Origin of the sequence: Bacillus sp. J33 (assembly GCF_000518885.1) — a bacterium.
Lineage (GTDB): Bacteria > Bacillota > Bacilli > Bacillales > Cytobacillaceae > Cytobacillus.
In genome coordinates, this window is sequence record NZ_JAEL01000079.1 from 1 (window position 1) to 15,347 (window position 15,347).

A 15,347-nucleotide genomic window follows, 5' to 3' on the forward strand; every position below is an offset into this window, starting at 1 on the left:
TGAAGGTCCTTGTAGGGCTTTATTTCAGGGGACGTATTGCCACTCCCCACGAAACCCTTTTGACTCTTTTTCTTGTATGCATCAACCCAGTTCCTAATGGTTCCGACTGGAATATCTAGGTCTCTCGCTAATTGAGTTGCTTTTTTACCATCTTCTACGACCATTTGTGCAATCTGTATTTTGTATTCGAGATCAAAATGCTTCCCCATTTAGACACGTCCTTTAATTGTTCTTTGTTAATCATTATAACGAAAGTGTCAATTTACCGTGTCCGTTTTTTAGTCTAGCATCATTACCGGCCATTTTAACGGAATTACCGGTCTAAATCATGCATTTTCCGGCCAATATATGCAAAATACCGGCCAAACTGGCACCAAAGTCAGTATCAGAATAAAATGCCATAGGCAGACGGATATTACCCCAAAAGGTTCTTCCATTTCAGTTCTTCCATCTCTGGTCCAAACTCCCATTCCTAATCTATCAAAAACCGATTGACACTGTAAGAGGACATATGATAGTTTAATACATGTGTTTTAATTCTCTACCGATTTAGCAGAGTAAAGTGAAAATAATAAAGAGTGAGCAAACAGAAAGAGGGTTGCATCATGAATGCAGTAGTACTTGCAGTTCTAATCATGCTTGTTCTCAGCCTTTTGCGTGTAAATGTCGTTCTTGCCCTTGTGGCTGGTGCATTAGCAGGCGGGCTGGCAGGCGGATTAAGCATAGACAAAACAATTGAAGTCTTTTCAAACGGGCTTGGCGGCAGTGCGGAAGTTGCCTTAAGCTACGCTTTATTAGGTGGGTTTGCCATTGCGATCTCTGCCACAGGCCTTCCAAATCTTATGGTTGAATGGGTTCTTGCAAAAGTCGGCAAGGAAGGGGAGTCCAAAGGGAAAACATTATCAAAAGCACTTATTGTATTTTCCATTTTAATGATGGCGATCTTTTCCCAAAATCTGATTCCGATCCATATTGCCTTTATCCCAATTCTAATTCCGCCACTATTAAAGGTCATGAATGAGTTGCGGATTGACCGCCGATTAATTGCGTCTGTATTGACATTTGGCTTAACCGCGCCTTATATTCTCTTGCCGGTTGGCTTCGGACAGATTTTCCAAGGAATCATTGCAGAAAATATGGAAAGCAGCGGATTGGCAGTCAGCATGGCTGACATTCCAAAAGCAATGCTGATTCCGACTGCAGGCCTTGTTGTGGGTTTGCTTATAGCAGTTTTTGTTTCTTACCGCAAGAACAGAAACTATCAAACAACTGAGATCGTTAAAGCGGAAAAAGGCGAATACTCAAAAGCAGGCATTATTTTTGCTTTAGTGGCTATTGTTGCAGCATTGGTTGTTCAGCTTCAGCTTGATTCCATGATTTTTGGCGCATTGACTGGTATTTTGGTTATTTATATCAGCGGTGCTATTAAGTGGAGGGAAGCCGATCAGCTTTTAACAGAGGGTATGAAAATGATGGCATTTATTGGATTTGTCATGCTGGCGGCCTTCGGTTTTGCTGATGTATTAAAAGAAACCGGTGATGTAGAAAGGCTTGTTGAGCAGGCAGCCGGTGTGATCGGCAACAATAAATCGCTTGCAGCACTGCTTATGCTTCTCGTTGGTTTGCTTGTAACAATGGGAATTGGCTCTTCATTCTCGACCATTCCGATTATTGCCACCATTTTCGTTCCGCTTGCCCTTGAGGTTGGATTCAGCCCGATGGCAACAATCGCATTAGTCGGAACAGCCGCAGCGCTTGGGGATGCTGGTTCTCCGGCATCTGACAGCACTTTGGGGCCGACAGCAGGCCTGAATGCCGATGGACAGCATAATCACATCTGGGACACTTGTGTACCGACCTTCGTGCACTATAACATCCCTCTAATCCTGTTTGGATGGCTGGCAGCCGTTATTTTATAATAGGCTCTGTTAAATTTGCCTGTTGATTTCAGCACGAGGCACTCAAGCTTTCAGCGGGCGGTCCGACGCTCCTCGGTGCATTCCCACCTTCCGCTCCAATCAACAGGGTGCTAAAATCAACAATAAGCTTTAACACAGCCATATAATAAAAAGCAGCTTCTCTCTTTACGAGGAGCTGCTTTTCTATATACTTTTAACCTCTGAAGAAGTAGGTTACCATAAAGAAAAACGATCGGAGGCGGCTGTAATGTATTTTGGCAAAATTAGAAAACAGGTTTCAGGCAGGGTTCCGCCCAACCAGAATGTCACGACCACCTTTCCTGTCCTTCATTATGGCAATGTACCTTACTATAAGGATATGGGTGATTGGTCCTTAAAGGTTTTTGGGGAAGTGGAAAATGAATGTTCATTAACTTATGAAGAAGTAATGAACCTCCCTCAGACAGAGTATAAAAATGACATCCACTGTGTAACTGGATGGTCTAAGCTTGATAATACCTGGAAAGGCGTTTCTGCTTCAGAATTTGCTAAACGGGCTGGGGTAAAAGAAACTGCCCAATTTGTGATCCTCCATGCTGAAGAGGGATGGACCACAAACCTTCCGATTGAAGATTTTTTAAAGGAGTCAAGCTTACTTGCCCATACCCACAATGGAGAGATCTTAACTTCAGAGCACGGATTCCCGTTACGGGCAGTGATTCCGCATCTTTATTTTTGGAAAAGCGCTAAATGGGTGAGAGGCATTGAATTTTCAATGACAGATAAACCAGGTTTCTGGGAGAAAAATGGGTACCATAATTATGGAGATCCCTTTAAAGAGCAGCGTTTCAGCTGGGATTAGTATAGAGAAGGGCTCCATCTAATGAAGCTGAAGCAGTTTTCATTATCTTTACTTGAAATTAATTAAGTAAAAGACTTATAATATAAATGAAAACACTTATTATTACTTAAAAGAGTGCGAGTTTACTTAAAGTGCAGGCGATTATATGTATCAAGAAGAAAGACTAATAGCGATACTGAACCATCTGGAAAACTATAAGCGTATATCAGTTGAACAAATTTGTTCGTTGTTTGATGTATCGCGGGATACAGCAAGACGCGATCTTGTCAGGCTTGAGGAAGAGAATAAGATTATCCGGACAAGAGGGGGAGCCATTCTGCCGTCTGGACGCCGTGTAGTAGAGGATTATGCCAATAGGCTGAAGATGGTTTCTTCAGAGAAAAAAAGAATCGGACAAATGGCGGCTTCCCTGATCCAGCCCGGTGAAAGAATCATTTTGGATACCTCCACAACTGTTCAGGCATGTGCTGAGCATTTGGCAGAAATCCCTTGTACGGTCATTACCAATTCAATTAACCAGGCGGAAATTCTGTCTGCAAATCCTAATGCGGATATAACACTGCTTGGAGGGAAGCTGCAAAAAAAGCACCGTTATTTGTACGGATCTTCCGTAATTGAAAAGCTTGGACAATACCAGGTGGATAAAGCATTCCTGGGGGTTGTCGGCCTTTCGGAAAATGGTCTTTCTTTGGCTCATGAAGAAGATGGAATGGTGAAAAGGAAAATGATTAGCCAGGCTGACCAGGTGATTGTTCTCGCTGACCATACAAAAATCGGAGCAGATGAATTTTTCAGATTTGCTGAGCTAAGTGATATTGATCTCCTAATTACAGACCAAATGCCTGAAAAAGCTTTTACCAACATTTTGGAGAGGTGTAATGTGGAATTGCTGATAGCAGGGGATGAATAATTCGGGGCTGGCGTAACCCATTCGGGGCGTGACGGCCTGGGATCCATTCTTATAAGGCATTTCCCTTAACCATAAAAAGCGTTACCGCTGAAGACAGCAGTAACGCTTTTTTGACTTATATGGGAGGATTTATTGCCTCTTTAAAATCCAAAGAGCATTGTAAAAATATTTTTCTTCTTTAGCTTTTTCCTTGGTTTTTCCTGGTCAAAAACTAAAAGTGTGTCAGCTGGAATATTTCGATTTTTTGCACCTAGCTTCGTTTCCAGTATCTCGATTCGTTTATTCAGTTGTTCATTTTCCTTTTGCAATTCTTCGATTTCGCGGCGGTGCTGAAGCAGCTGATAAGAGACTACATCATCCGCTTTTCCGTTCATACGCTGTTCGAGTTCGCTTAATTTTAATAAAATCTTTTCCATTGCTGGGTTGGCCTGATCGTTTTGGATAGTTCCTTTTCTTGCCTTTTTGCCTTTTACAGTTACTTCCTGCAAAATCATGCCCTTGTTAAGCTGATCCTGTACCTGTCTTAACAAATCGATATCCTCATCTGTAAATAAATAGTGCCCCAATTCATTCCGTTCCGTACGGAGTTCGAGTTGTTTGACCCACCGCTGTACTGTGCTTGGCGAAACCCCTAATAACTTGGCGACAGCACTTGTATTCATCTGATCCCCTCCCGTTTTAAACCCATTTTCTAGATGGATGCAGGAAAGTCCTTCCCAGTTGACAAAACAAGTTTTCTTTCGCCAAAGAAAGCGATAATTTTACATTTTATTATCTCCCATTGGATCCTCTAGGGACGCAACTTTAAAAAATTTCTCAGTCATCCAGCCAATAGCTGAGCCAATAATGGCGCTTCCAAGGATATCGGATGGATAATGATGACCTGCCCAGATGCGTGAAAAGCCAGTCAAAATGGAAAGCCAGCATAAGATGCGGCCTATAAATCGGTTGCTATAAAGGACAACAACAGATGCAGCGAAAGAAATAATGGTATGCTTGCTGGGAAAAGTGGAATCCTTTTTGGACGGAATCAGTATCCCAACCTTATTTTTTTCGAAAGGCCGCGGTTTAAAGTAAAAAAGCTTAATGCCCCAGTTCAGGATAAATGCGAAAATTGAAGCCAGCACTGCTTTTTTCGCTGTTCTCCTTGCCGGGACATTGGCCAGCCACATAGCGGCAAGTGCAAATAAAAATACATACCTTGCTTTATTTGAAATAAGAATCATCAGAAAGTCTAAAGGTCCACAGCGGCCTGATATCCGGTTGATTGCTTTGAAGATTTTTACGTCCATTTTTATAATCTCCTTTTGCCTTAATACCCTTAATATTTGCCACTTTGCCTTTTATAACACAAATCTTAAAGAAGAAGATTACGGTAAAGGTTTATCCAGACACACCAGCGTTCTTGAGAGCATAACGATTAATAATGTTTGTGCTGCTGGACTGGAAAAACTCATATTTATCTGAATTCTTCACTAATAAGAAGATGATAAAAAACCCATGAACGGTTAATTTCTAAAAAAGTCTTTGAACACGAGGGAAGCGAAGCCCAGATAGGCACTGATGGTGTGGCCGCTTTTAACAAAATTGGCATAATTAAAGAAAAACATTGAGAAACCTCCTTAAAAGTGAATTCCCCCGCTTTGGCAGGGGATGGTAAATTATTTTATTTCTCGAGAGCGGATTGAAAGCCAATTGGCCAAGTAAGCTGGTACTTTTCCATCGGAAGAAAGATTGGCATGGCCGCCTGTCAACAGGTGAAATTGCTTATCCTTGCTTGATACGAGATCCATAATTGGAAGGAGCTGTTCTTTTGGAACAAGGCGGTCATAACTTGAAGCAACTGCTAACAAATTCGCCTCAATATTGCCGAGGTCTGCTCTTCTTCCATAAATATCCAAACTCCCATTAACAAGCTTGTTCTTTATTCCAAGATCATGGAGAACTTGCTTTAAAGCTGCGCCGGCAAATGGAATATGGCCATTTGTCCAGTGGTTGAACTGTTTCCACCTTTTGGCGTATTCTTCATTGTCTGCCCGGCTCAATAGGGATAAATAAGGGGAATAGTAGATTGGCGAAGTAACCAGCCTCATTCCGGCTTTAATGGCAGGTGCTGGAATTAATCCCCATGCATCCAAAATGGAATCCACATCAGAATCATTTTCCCGCAACGCCTTTACCCACTGATCGAATGAAGGAAAATGCCTAAAATCAATTGGTGCTACTGATAAAATTAAATTTTTAACCGGTTCCTCAGCTATCGCGGCATAGATGGCTGCGAATGTACCCCCGAGGCAAAAGCCCATGACGGTTATTTCATCTGCCTTAGCATGGTATAAGGCTCTTCTGACGGCCTTTTGGATATAATGGACAATGTAGTCATCCATTGTAATATCTTTATCTTCATATCCTGGAATGCCGAAATCGAGCAAGTAAACATCATAGCCGCTGTTGGTTAAAGCCTCGATTAAACTGTTTTTTGGTCCCAGATCAAGAATGAAAGCTTGGTTGACGAGCGAATAGATTAGGAAAAGCGGGACACCGTATTTCTTTTCAGCAGGAGCATAGTGCCAAAGGACAGCTTTGTTTTTCTTCCAGACTGCCGTTCGTGGAGTCAACCCGATCTCAGGTTCAGGCTGCTGGATGGTATGGAAAAAACCTTGCAGCTTTTTGGAGAGGATATTTTCAGCCATTTTACTGTTCAGCACTTTCGCTGCTGCTTGATGATTCCAATGCCTGATCAAGCGGCTGCTTTAAATTCGAAAGGGTTTTTAGAATTACGCTGGAATCTGGCAGCTCAGCAGAGCCTCCAAGCGATTTTTTTAATTCCTCAAATGAATCGATTAAAGCCATCAATTTCTCGTCAATCAAATCCATTTTCTCTTCTGCCTGAACAGTTAATTTAGCGGCATTTGCTACATCTGTTTTTGTAGGGAAATTTAGAGGAATGGATAGAGTTTCAATGGCTTGCTGCAGTTTTTTCATAGCACCTGCAGTCACCTCTGATCGGCTGAGCATCTCTTTTAAAACATCTTCTTTGTTGAGGGAATTCTGAATCGATTCATTCAGCTCTTTCTCCACCTTCATTCCTGCCTTTTTAATCGCATTTAGCAGGGCTTCTGTATGGTTAATCATCATAAAAGCTTTCTCCTTTCTTTAAAATATGGATTAAAATAGTTATAAAATAGAGCAGACTAAAGTGACACGGTCATCCCGCCGTCTACAATTAAAACCTGTCCGGTGATATAATCAGAGGCTTTAGAGGATAGAAAGACAGCTGCGCCTTTTAAGTCGTCCTCATTGCCGAATCTTCCTGCAGGAATATTTTGAAGGATTGCGGAGCTGGATTTTTCCAATGCTTTTGTTATTTTGGTTGGAAAAAAGCCGGGTGCGATTGCATTAACCTGGATTCCGGAGGCAGCCAGTTTTACAGCCAAATCTTTTGTAAGGGAGATAACAGCCCCTTTGCTTGTGCTGTAGGCAACTGCATCCAATAAAGCCGAATGTGTTCCTCTCATGCCAGTGACAGAAGATATATTAATGATTTTTCCGTTTCCTTGCTTCTGCATTACTTTTGCAGCAGCCTGAGAAAATAAAAACATTCCTTTCAGATTCACATTCATCACTTTATCCCATTTATCTGCAGGCAGTTCCAAAACGGGAGCAATCCAAGATGTACCGCTATTGTTAATGAGGATATCAATGCTTCCGAATGTGTCTAAAGTTTTCCTGATTACTCGCTGAATATCTTCTTCATTCGTAACGTCACACCTGATGGCAAGCGACTTAATGCCCCTTGCAGATAACTGGCTGCTGACGCGCTCGCATGCACTGAGATCACGTGAGCACACTACAACATTTGCACCGGCATCTCCAAGCGCATTCGCCATTTGCGCACCAAGCCCCCGGCCGCCGCCTGTTACGATTGCAGTTTTATTATCTAAATGAAATAAATCGTTCAGTCCCATCGCGTTCCTCCCTTTTGCAAATTGTGTTTGTTATGTTTCTGGCAGATTCATTATAAAATTGACTTCGATATAGTATAGACAAGCTAACCCTTAGTGGTGCCAAAATTGATATTTTCGCCTTATCCCAAAAATGTATAAGAAAGAAGGAAAGAGAAAAGATGGATAATAAATAAGGGGGACGAAAGATGGACAGGGAACAAATTGAGGAGCTTTTTGATGGATCGGGCTCCATTTCGCTAAATAGCGGGCTGGCTTTTAGAATATGGCTGAAGGGGGAATGGGATACAGAAGCTGGGGAGGATGTCGAAACCTTTCTTAATGCTTATTCCTTCGATGGGGAGAGGGAGCTTTTTGCTGATGAGCTTCTCTATCACTATCGCATTTTTAAATATGTGACCGAAAAAAACGGCCTTACTTATTTACCATGGTAAAAAAAACAAACACAGATCAGCGACCTGTGTTTGTTCGGAAAATTTATGTCTAGCTCCAGCGCCTAGCCAGTTTTCATCCCGTATAGGCTCCCTTGAATATCTTGAGAGGAGCATGATTCGGAGAATGATGCTTCGAGCAACTCGAGGTCATAAGCCAAATCACTCCAGAAATCAGGATTTCCTGCGTGATTCGTCTTATGCTTGTCGGGGCTGAGCAAGGCGCTTCCGCTTTCCCTATTAGCCAGCCTTTTTAAGCTGTTTATTAGCTGCTTTGTAGTGGTTTTCAAAGAATTCGTTTGTATCTTTAACTACTACTTTGCTAAGCAGGATTAATGCAATTAAGTTCGGAATCATCATCAATGCGTTTGCCATGTCTGCGAAAGCCCAGACTGTTGTCAGGTTTGCAACTGCTCCAATTCCAGTTGCAAGGATATAAACACCGCGGTATCCCATAATGCCTTTTGTTCCTACAAGATATTCAAAGCATTTTTCACCGTAGACATACCAGCCGACGATTGTAGAGAAGCCAAAGAAGATAACAGAGAATGCTACAATGTATTCCCCTGCTTTACCAAGAGCATGGGCAAATGCTGCACCAGTCAATGCGCCGCCGTCAAGACCAGCCTCATGGGGAACACCTGAAAGCAATCCGCCTGTGGTATCCCAGAAACCAGTAATAATCAGAACTAATCCAGTCATTGTACAAACAACGATTGTAACAATAAAAGTACCTGTCATTGCTACTAGTGCCTGTTTTACAGGATGGTCTGTTTTTGCATTTCCTGCAATAAGGGCTGCTGTACCAAGACCGGCTTCATTTGAGAAAATACCCCGGGCAACGCCATTCTTGATGGCTTCAGATACAACAACACCGACAAATCCGCCAGTAGCGGCAACTGGATTGAAGGCATAATAGAAGATGGTTTCAAAAGCAGGAATGATCTGGTCGTAGTTAATTGCAAGGATAATCAAGGCTCCGCCAATATAAAGAACAGCCATAATTGGCACAAAGAAACCAGCAACTGTACTAATGCGCTGAATCCCGCCAAAAATAATCAATGCAGCCAGAACAGCCAGAATAACACCCGTAATCCAATTGTTAATGCCAAAAGATGTATCCATGACAGCTGCAATTGTATTAGATTGAACACTGTTTCCAATTCCAAGTGCCGCAAATGCTCCAAAAATTGCAAATGCTACAGCCAGCCACTTGAACTTTCTGCCGAGTCCACGCTCAACATAATACATAGGTCCGCTTGAGTACTCGCCATTTGCGTTTTTTACACGATATTTCATAGCCAATAGGGCTTCGGCATATTTCGTTGCCATACCAAGCAAACCAACAATCCACATCCAGAAGATTGCTCCAGGTCCCCCCAGAGTAATGGCCGTTGCAACCCCGGCAATATTACCGTTCCCAATTGTTGCAGCAAGGGCTGTCATAAGGGCCTTAAAGTTACTTACATCCCCTTCATCGTTAGAAGAAGCTTGTCCCTCTTTTGTGAATCCTAATTTAAATGCGTATAGCAGTCTTCTAAACTGAAGACCTTTCAGCATAACTGTTAAAAGTACACCTGTACCAAAAAGCAGAATCAAACTTGGTGTGCCCCAAAGCACTCCATTAATTTTATTAAGCGTTTCAAGCATAAAAATCGTCGCCTCCTAGATGTTAACGCTTTCAAATTTTGTAAACATCACTATTAAACTATGATCATTTTGTGAACACATCCTATTGTAAAATTATCTGAATATAACTTCAACCCTTTTTCATGAATTAAAATTATTAGGAATTTTGTAAAAACTAAATTTGAAACTGCTCGAATGTTGTCGAATTGTGCTTATGGCATTGGTAGAGTGTGGAGGTGGAATGCGGTATAATATTATAGGTAGAAAACCTGATTACGTTGAAAAAGAATTACCGGCTAGAATATATTAGCGGCTTAAAGGAGTTTTAGGATTGGGTGAAAATAGAATGGAAAAGGATCCCTTTAAGAGGACATTTGGCAATCTCGAGGAATTGGTTGATAAAATTCGGGATGTGCTGGAATGCCCAGTGACAATAGAAGATGTCAATCATCGCCTGCTTGCCTACAGTACGCATGATGATCAGACGGATACAGCCAGAATTGCGACGATCATCAGCAGAAAGGTTCCTGAAAAGGTGATTAACCGTTTATGGAAGGAACGGGTAATTCCTCAGCTGATGCAGAGCGGGGAACCATTACGAATCCCGGAAATAAAAGAAATTGGCCTCGGTAACCGGGTAGCAATATCAATCCGCAACCAGAATGAAGTATTAGGCTACATTTGGGCCGTGGAAGAAAAATCTCTTTTAACAGAAAGCAAGCTGAACCTTCTTAAGCTGGCTGCCCAGTCTGCAAGAACAGAACTGTTGAAGCTAAACTCGCAGAAAAAGAAAAGGGTGGAAGGATATCAGGACTTTTTCTGGGAGCTCTTAACAGGCCATTTCCAGGATCATGATGAAATTAAGGCAAGATTCGAGGATTTAAGCATTAAACCGCCATCTCCGTACGCGGTTCTTGTTTTTCAGTTTAAGGAAGAAATTACATCAAAAATTGAACAAAATGTTATATACCTAATTACGACAAGCCAAAAAATCAATATTACATTTTATGCCGCGATGGAGAATGAGTTTATTATTCTGGCATCACCGCCTGAATCTGCATTGACTGAAAAAACCTTCATTGAGTTCATCCAGTTCTTCATTGATCAAATGAAGACCAGGTTTAACATTGATCATATTAGCGGAGCAACTGGAACCATTTACGAGCAATATGAAAAAGTTGAAAAGAGCTATCAGGAGGCATTGAAGGTCCTCCGCTTAAAAGAACAATTTACTGAAGAGATTCAGCATGTTTATAGTTATCAGCAGCTCGGCATTTTCCGCTATCTGGATGCCATACTGGAAAAAAAGCGGATGGAGCCATATGAACATCCTGCTATTGAAAAGCTGATTAAATATGATGATGAGCACCGGACCAATTTGCTGGCTACCCTTGAGGCGTTTATTGATCATGACAGCAATGTAAATGAAACAGCCAAAAAGCTCCACGTCCATATGAACACGCTAAATTATCGATTAAAAAGGATAAGCGATATTGGTGAAGTAAATCTGAAGAATACGAATACAAAACTTTCTTTATATCTTGAATTAAAAATCAGGAGAATGGAAAAAAAGGGCCCTCATTTGTAGATTTCCACAAATGAAGGCTTTTTTATTTTATTGAATCAACAATGACAGCGCTTTAATAAAATTATTATACTGACTATAGTAAATTTAATACTTGATAGATTGAAAGGGGATTTTTCCATGATTATTGGAGTACCTAAAGAAATTAAAAATAACGAAAACCGTGTTGCGGCGACACCAGCAAGCGTTGATGCATTAGTAAAAGCAGGACATAAAGTAATCGTTGAAATCGATGCAGGAATTGGAAGCGGTTTCACTAACGAGGATTATACAGAAGTTGGAGCTGTTATTGTAGACACAGCGGCAGAAGCATGGGCTGCTGAAATGGTTATGAAGGTTAAAGAGCCGCTGCCATCAGAATATGGCTATTTCCGCGAGGGCTTGGTTCTTTTCACATATCTTCACCTTGCTGCAGAACCTGAACTTGCAAAGGCATTAACTGAAAAAGGTGTTACGGCTATTGCTTATGAAACAGTAGAAGCAAACCGTACATTGCCTCTTCTAACTCCAATGAGTGAAGTGGCAGGACGCATGTCTGCTCAAATTGGAGCTCAGTTCCTTCAAAAAACAAATGGCGGCATGGGAATCTTATTAGCAGGCGTTCCAGGCGTATCACGCGGAAAAGTAACAATCATCGGCGGCGGTGTTGTAGGAATCAATGCTGCGAAAATGGCTATCGGCCTTGGCGCACAGGTTACAATCATCGACTTAAGCCCAGAGCGTCTTCGCCAGCTTGACGATATCTTCGGAAATAGCATCCAAACATTAATGTCTAATCCATTCAACATTGCACAAGCTGTTAAAGATGCAGACCTAGTAATTGGTGCGGTTCTAATCCCAGGAGCTAAAGCGCCTAAGCTTGTAACTGAAGAAATGATCAAAACAATGAAGCCTGGTTCTGTTGTTGTTGACGTTGCGATTGACCAAGGCGGTATTTTCGAAACAGTTGACCATATTACAACTCATGACAACCCAACTTATGATAAGCATGGCGTTGTTCACTATGCAGTTGCGAATATGCCTGGTGCAGTTCCAAGAACATCTACAATCGCTCTTACTAACGTTACAATCAACTATGCGCTGCAAATTGCCAATAAGGGCGTCGAAAAAGCAATCGAAGAAAATGCAGCACTTAAGCTTGGCGTAAACGTTGTAAACGGCAGCATCACATACCCAGCGGTTGCAAAAGACCTTGGCTATGACTATGTTCCAGTAGAAGAAGCGTTCGCAAAAGTGAAAGCTGTTAACTAATAACACACATCCCCTTGGCTATCAGGCCAAGGGGATTGTTGTTTTTAACAAACGCTGTTTGCGTAAAGTTTGCTGCTTTTCAGGGCTGGCTGAGGTTAATCAACGGGTAAAAATAATAAGTAAAAACAACAATTTATGAGAAAAGAGCTTTGACAGAAGGATGAATATGTTAGGAATCTATTAAAAACATTCAAAAAAAGTGATCCAGTATCGAATCCTTGTAATAAGCTTGGTAAGCCTTAATGATTTCCTCCCTTTCCTGAATAGGAAAGGGGCTTTTTTTATGCACCGGAGTTGTCCCCCTTTAACGCTTCACAAGGAAAAACATGTCCTCATTACACTGCCGAAACTCCAGTTTTTGGGGTGAAAAGGAGCTTTTGAATTCCTTGGGCAAGGCGGTTCCGCTTTCCTTATAGCCCACTCAAAATGCGGACATCTGCATATTAAATAGAGAAGGCATTTGAAAAGAGGAGGTTACTCAAGGTGCATTACTATAGAAGCCCTTATATAAACGGCGGCGAAAGATTCTTTTTTGGAGCCCCATTTATCGGCGGTCTGGTTGGCGGATTTATAGGCGGAGGCTTAGGTGCAGCATTATTCGCCCGTCCATACTTCTACGGCCCGCCGCGTCCATTCTATGGCCCTTACGGCGGGTATCCGGGCTACGGCCCTTATGGCGGATCTCCAGGCTACGGCCCTTATGGAGCTCCGTATTATCGATAAAATAAGTAAAGCTCTCTTAATTGAGAGCTTTTTCATTTGCATTCATTTCCTTACATCCACCGCAGCTTCAGTGTCAAATCACAGCATTTCATATTTTCTTCTTTGTCAGATTCAAAATGCAGGCTCAAACCATCCGGTGTATAGGATACAGAAGGGATTTGGGAGATGCCTGTCGATTTTATCATTCTTTCGACTTCCCTTTTCTTTGACTGCTGGGCAGCTGACATCAATTCATATGAAAACTTTTTTGACTCTGCCATATTTACAAGTAAAGTGCTGGCATCTCTCATGAGAACCTCCATTTTCTTGGCAGAGCTCATGAACATTTCTGGATCAACCCCAGGAAATGTTCTGTGAAAATGAACAGGGTGGTAAGTGGCCTGGTAATTGGGCGAATAATTCCAGCAGCCTTGTGGATGCGGATACTGCCCCGGCCGTGGGTAGCGAACATAATAATAGGGGTACATTCGGTTCTGCCCCTTTCTTTATATAGAATGCATACATTTCCAATATATGAGAATATGGCTTTTCCTATGAAAGGCAAATTATAAAATGTTTCGAAGCCAGCATTCACGTTGTCTCCTGCATAGAAAAAAGCATTCGCTTATGGGTCCTTAAGGAAGGCAAATTTTAAAAGGCTTGATATAATAAGAAAAGGGGTAAAGAAAGAGAATGAAGAATATATTAGTGTTGTTTGAAATGAATCCTGGAACATAATAAGTACAGGAAAGGAGACCCAAATGGAACTGGAATCTATTTTGGAAATCATTGAAAATAACGGGTATTTGGGGCTTTTTCTTTGGCTTTGGGTCGGTGTTTTTATTTTTCCTGTGCCAAATGAATTGATTGTCATGACTGTTGGCCTTGCTTCCTCTCTAAAAACACTGCATCCTGTGCTTGCTTTTATCGTTATTTATTTGGGCATACTGACTGCTCTTACGACCTGCTATACAATCGGCCGTTTTATCGGCAGGCCCCTTCTTAGATATTTCCAGCGAAGCAAAAGGCTGTCCAGAACCATTGACTCTTCTTTAAAACTAATGGAAAAGTATCATGCCTTTTCTCTCTCCATCAGCTACTTTGTTCCGGGCATTCGAAATTTCCTTCCGTTTTTATATGGCTTTAGTAAATTGCCTTTTAAAAAATTCGCTTTATTCGCTTACAGCGGTGCGCTGTTATGGCTTTCCCTGACTTTCACGCTCGGTTATATATTTGGGGACCATATTGATACAATTTTTAAGCATGAAAAAGAACTTTTGCTTGGGATAGCGGTTTTTGCTGTGGTGATCCTCGCTTTCCGCTTTGGTAAGAGAAAGCGGGAAAAAGAGGAAGAAAAGCTGAATGATCAGGGTTTAGGATTATAATAAAAGGCAGCTGAAAGGCTGCCTTTTTACATTAATAGCTCTACAAGACCGATAGCTCCCAGCACAATTGGGGGCAAGTCCAAAACCAAAAATGGCATCTGAAAGCAGGTGTTTGTTCTGCGGTATTGCTACCATTGCATAGTTAGCGGCAGTATTAGGGATGACGAGTACAGTGTTATGCAATTCATGACGGTCACCGCATTGATCGTAATTGTCCATATATTGGGACATATATAATTTGATCTTATATAATGAAAGTAGTATGACAGCATATTACATAAAGAAAGGGGTTAGGGGAATGGATTTGAAAGCTACTTTGATAGAAACGCTCGGAATGGAAATTGTGGAACTTGAAAAAGGCCGTGTGGTGGCTACTATGCCTGTTGATGAACGAACCCGGCAGCCGTTTGGCTTGCTGCATGGAGGAGCATCTGTAGCTCTCGCCGAAACGGTTGCCAGCATCGGTGCTTATGAGCTATGCGACAAAGAAACAGAAGCGGTTGCCGGCCTTGAAATTAATGCCAACCATGTTCACGCCAAAAAAGACGGAATTGTGACAGCTGTTGCAACCGTCTTGCATCAAGGAAGGACAACAATGGTATGGGATATTAAAATTACGGATGAAAACGATAAACTGATTTGTGTTTCTAGATGCACCATGGCTGTTATGAAAAGAAAATAATGGGAATATCCCAAAATGAAAAAACCGCAAGAGCACATCTCTTGCGG

17 protein-coding genes are annotated in these 15,347 nt (G+C 41.7%); 9 read left to right on the forward strand and 8 right to left on the reverse strand.

Translation table 11 applies throughout. The features are described from left to right. Nucleotides 1-209, reverse strand: a 209-nt coding sequence (locus L634_RS0120200) for a transposase (RefSeq protein ID WP_026582230.1), incomplete at its 3' end; no start/stop codon positions are given. 396 nt (nucleotides 210-605) lie between these two features. On the opposite strand from L634_RS0120200, the gene L634_RS0120205 reads away from it, so the two are divergent. From L634_RS0120205 to L634_RS0120215, 3 genes are all read left to right on the forward strand, one after another. After that, the gene (locus L634_RS0120205) at nucleotides 606-1,919 is read left to right on the forward strand and encodes a Na+/H+ antiporter family protein (RefSeq protein WP_026584010.1); all 1,314 of its coding nucleotides are present in this window, start codon (nucleotides 606-608) and stop codon (nucleotides 1,917-1,919) included. A gap of 247 nt (nucleotides 1,920-2,166) precedes the next feature. Beyond that, the gene (locus L634_RS0120210; protein WP_026584011.1) at nucleotides 2,167-2,760 is read left to right on the forward strand and encodes a sulfite oxidase-like oxidoreductase; all 594 of its coding nucleotides are present in this window, start codon (nucleotides 2,167-2,169) and stop codon (nucleotides 2,758-2,760) included. A gap of 145 nt (nucleotides 2,761-2,905) precedes the next feature. After that, nucleotides 2,906-3,670 carry a DeoR/GlpR family DNA-binding transcription regulator gene (locus L634_RS0120215; protein WP_026584012.1) on the forward strand — a complete coding sequence of 255 codons (765 nt, stop codon included), beginning with the start codon at nucleotides 2,906-2,908 and terminating at the stop codon, nucleotides 3,668-3,670. Between the two features lie 140 nt (nucleotides 3,671-3,810). On the opposite strand, the gene L634_RS0120220 is transcribed toward L634_RS0120215, so the two are convergent. The 5 genes from L634_RS0120220 to L634_RS0120245 all read right to left on the reverse strand — a co-directional run bounded on the left by L634_RS0120220 (nucleotide 3,811) and on the right by L634_RS0120245 (nucleotide 7,638). Further along, nucleotides 3,811-4,332: a MerR family transcriptional regulator gene (locus L634_RS0120220; protein ID WP_026584013.1), complete on the reverse strand. Its 522-nt coding sequence runs from the start codon at nucleotides 4,330-4,332 to the stop codon at nucleotides 3,811-3,813. A gap of 99 nt (nucleotides 4,333-4,431) precedes the next feature. Beyond that, complete coding sequence (locus L634_RS31445) at nucleotides 4,432-4,962, reverse strand: undecaprenyl-diphosphatase (protein WP_051428379.1); 531 nt, start codon at nucleotides 4,960-4,962, stop codon at nucleotides 4,432-4,434. A 369-nt stretch (nucleotides 4,963-5,331) separates the two neighbouring features. Beyond that, on the reverse strand, nucleotides 5,332-6,378 hold the full coding sequence (locus tag L634_RS0120235; RefSeq protein WP_232233802.1) for an alpha/beta fold hydrolase: 1,047 nt from the start codon (nucleotides 6,376-6,378) through the stop codon (nucleotides 5,332-5,334). Further along, complete coding sequence (locus L634_RS0120240) at nucleotides 6,365-6,808, reverse strand: hypothetical protein (RefSeq protein ID WP_026584015.1); 444 nt, start codon at nucleotides 6,806-6,808, stop codon at nucleotides 6,365-6,367. Before L634_RS0120240 ends, L634_RS0120235 begins: the two co-directional genes overlap by 14 nt. A gap of 56 nt (nucleotides 6,809-6,864) precedes the next feature. Further along, the gene (locus L634_RS0120245) at nucleotides 6,865-7,638 is read right to left on the reverse strand and encodes an SDR family oxidoreductase (RefSeq protein ID WP_026584016.1); all 774 of its coding nucleotides are present in this window, start codon (nucleotides 7,636-7,638) and stop codon (nucleotides 6,865-6,867) included. A 185-nt stretch (nucleotides 7,639-7,823) separates the two neighbouring features. On the opposite strand from L634_RS0120245, the gene L634_RS0120250 reads away from it, so the two are divergent. Further along, nucleotides 7,824-8,069 carry a hypothetical protein gene (locus tag L634_RS0120250; protein WP_026584017.1) on the forward strand — a complete coding sequence of 82 codons (246 nt, stop codon included), beginning with the start codon at nucleotides 7,824-7,826 and terminating at the stop codon, nucleotides 8,067-8,069. Nucleotides 8,070-8,306: 237 nt separating this feature from the next. On the opposite strand, the gene L634_RS0120255 is transcribed toward L634_RS0120250, so the two are convergent. Beyond that, nucleotides 8,307-9,716: an alanine/glycine:cation symporter family protein gene (locus L634_RS0120255; protein WP_034262960.1), complete on the reverse strand. Its 1,410-nt coding sequence runs from the start codon at nucleotides 9,714-9,716 to the stop codon at nucleotides 8,307-8,309. A 310-nt stretch (nucleotides 9,717-10,026) separates the two neighbouring features. Here L634_RS0120255 and L634_RS0120260 point away from each other — a divergent pair, with 310 nt between their 5' ends. From L634_RS0120260 to L634_RS0120275, 3 genes are all read left to right on the forward strand, one after another. Beyond that, entirely contained in the window at nucleotides 10,027-11,283 is a 1,257-nt protein-coding gene (locus L634_RS0120260; protein ID WP_026584019.1) for a PucR family transcriptional regulator, read from the forward strand. Between the two features lie 117 nt (nucleotides 11,284-11,400). Continuing rightward, nucleotides 11,401-12,531: an alanine dehydrogenase gene (gene ald / locus L634_RS0120265; protein WP_026584020.1), complete on the forward strand. Its 1,131-nt coding sequence runs from the start codon at nucleotides 11,401-11,403 to the stop codon at nucleotides 12,529-12,531. Nucleotides 12,532-13,014: 483 nt separating this feature from the next. Continuing rightward, complete coding sequence (locus tag L634_RS0120275) at nucleotides 13,015-13,254, forward strand: hypothetical protein (protein ID WP_026584021.1); 240 nt, start codon at nucleotides 13,015-13,017, stop codon at nucleotides 13,252-13,254. A 50-nt stretch (nucleotides 13,255-13,304) separates the two neighbouring features. Here L634_RS0120275 and L634_RS0120280 read toward each other — a convergent pair whose 3' ends face one another. Further along, nucleotides 13,305-13,721: a hypothetical protein gene (locus L634_RS0120280; protein WP_026584022.1), complete on the reverse strand. Its 417-nt coding sequence runs from the start codon at nucleotides 13,719-13,721 to the stop codon at nucleotides 13,305-13,307. A gap of 273 nt (nucleotides 13,722-13,994) precedes the next feature. Between L634_RS0120280 and L634_RS0120285 the strand changes: the two genes are divergently transcribed. After that, on the forward strand, nucleotides 13,995-14,618 hold the full coding sequence (locus tag L634_RS0120285; protein WP_026584023.1) for a DedA family protein: 624 nt from the start codon (nucleotides 13,995-13,997) through the stop codon (nucleotides 14,616-14,618). 298 nt (nucleotides 14,619-14,916) lie between these two features. Beyond that, entirely contained in the window at nucleotides 14,917-15,300 is a 384-nt protein-coding gene (locus tag L634_RS0120290; RefSeq protein WP_026584024.1) for a hotdog fold thioesterase, read from the forward strand. Nucleotides 15,301-15,347: the final 47 nt, after the last annotated feature.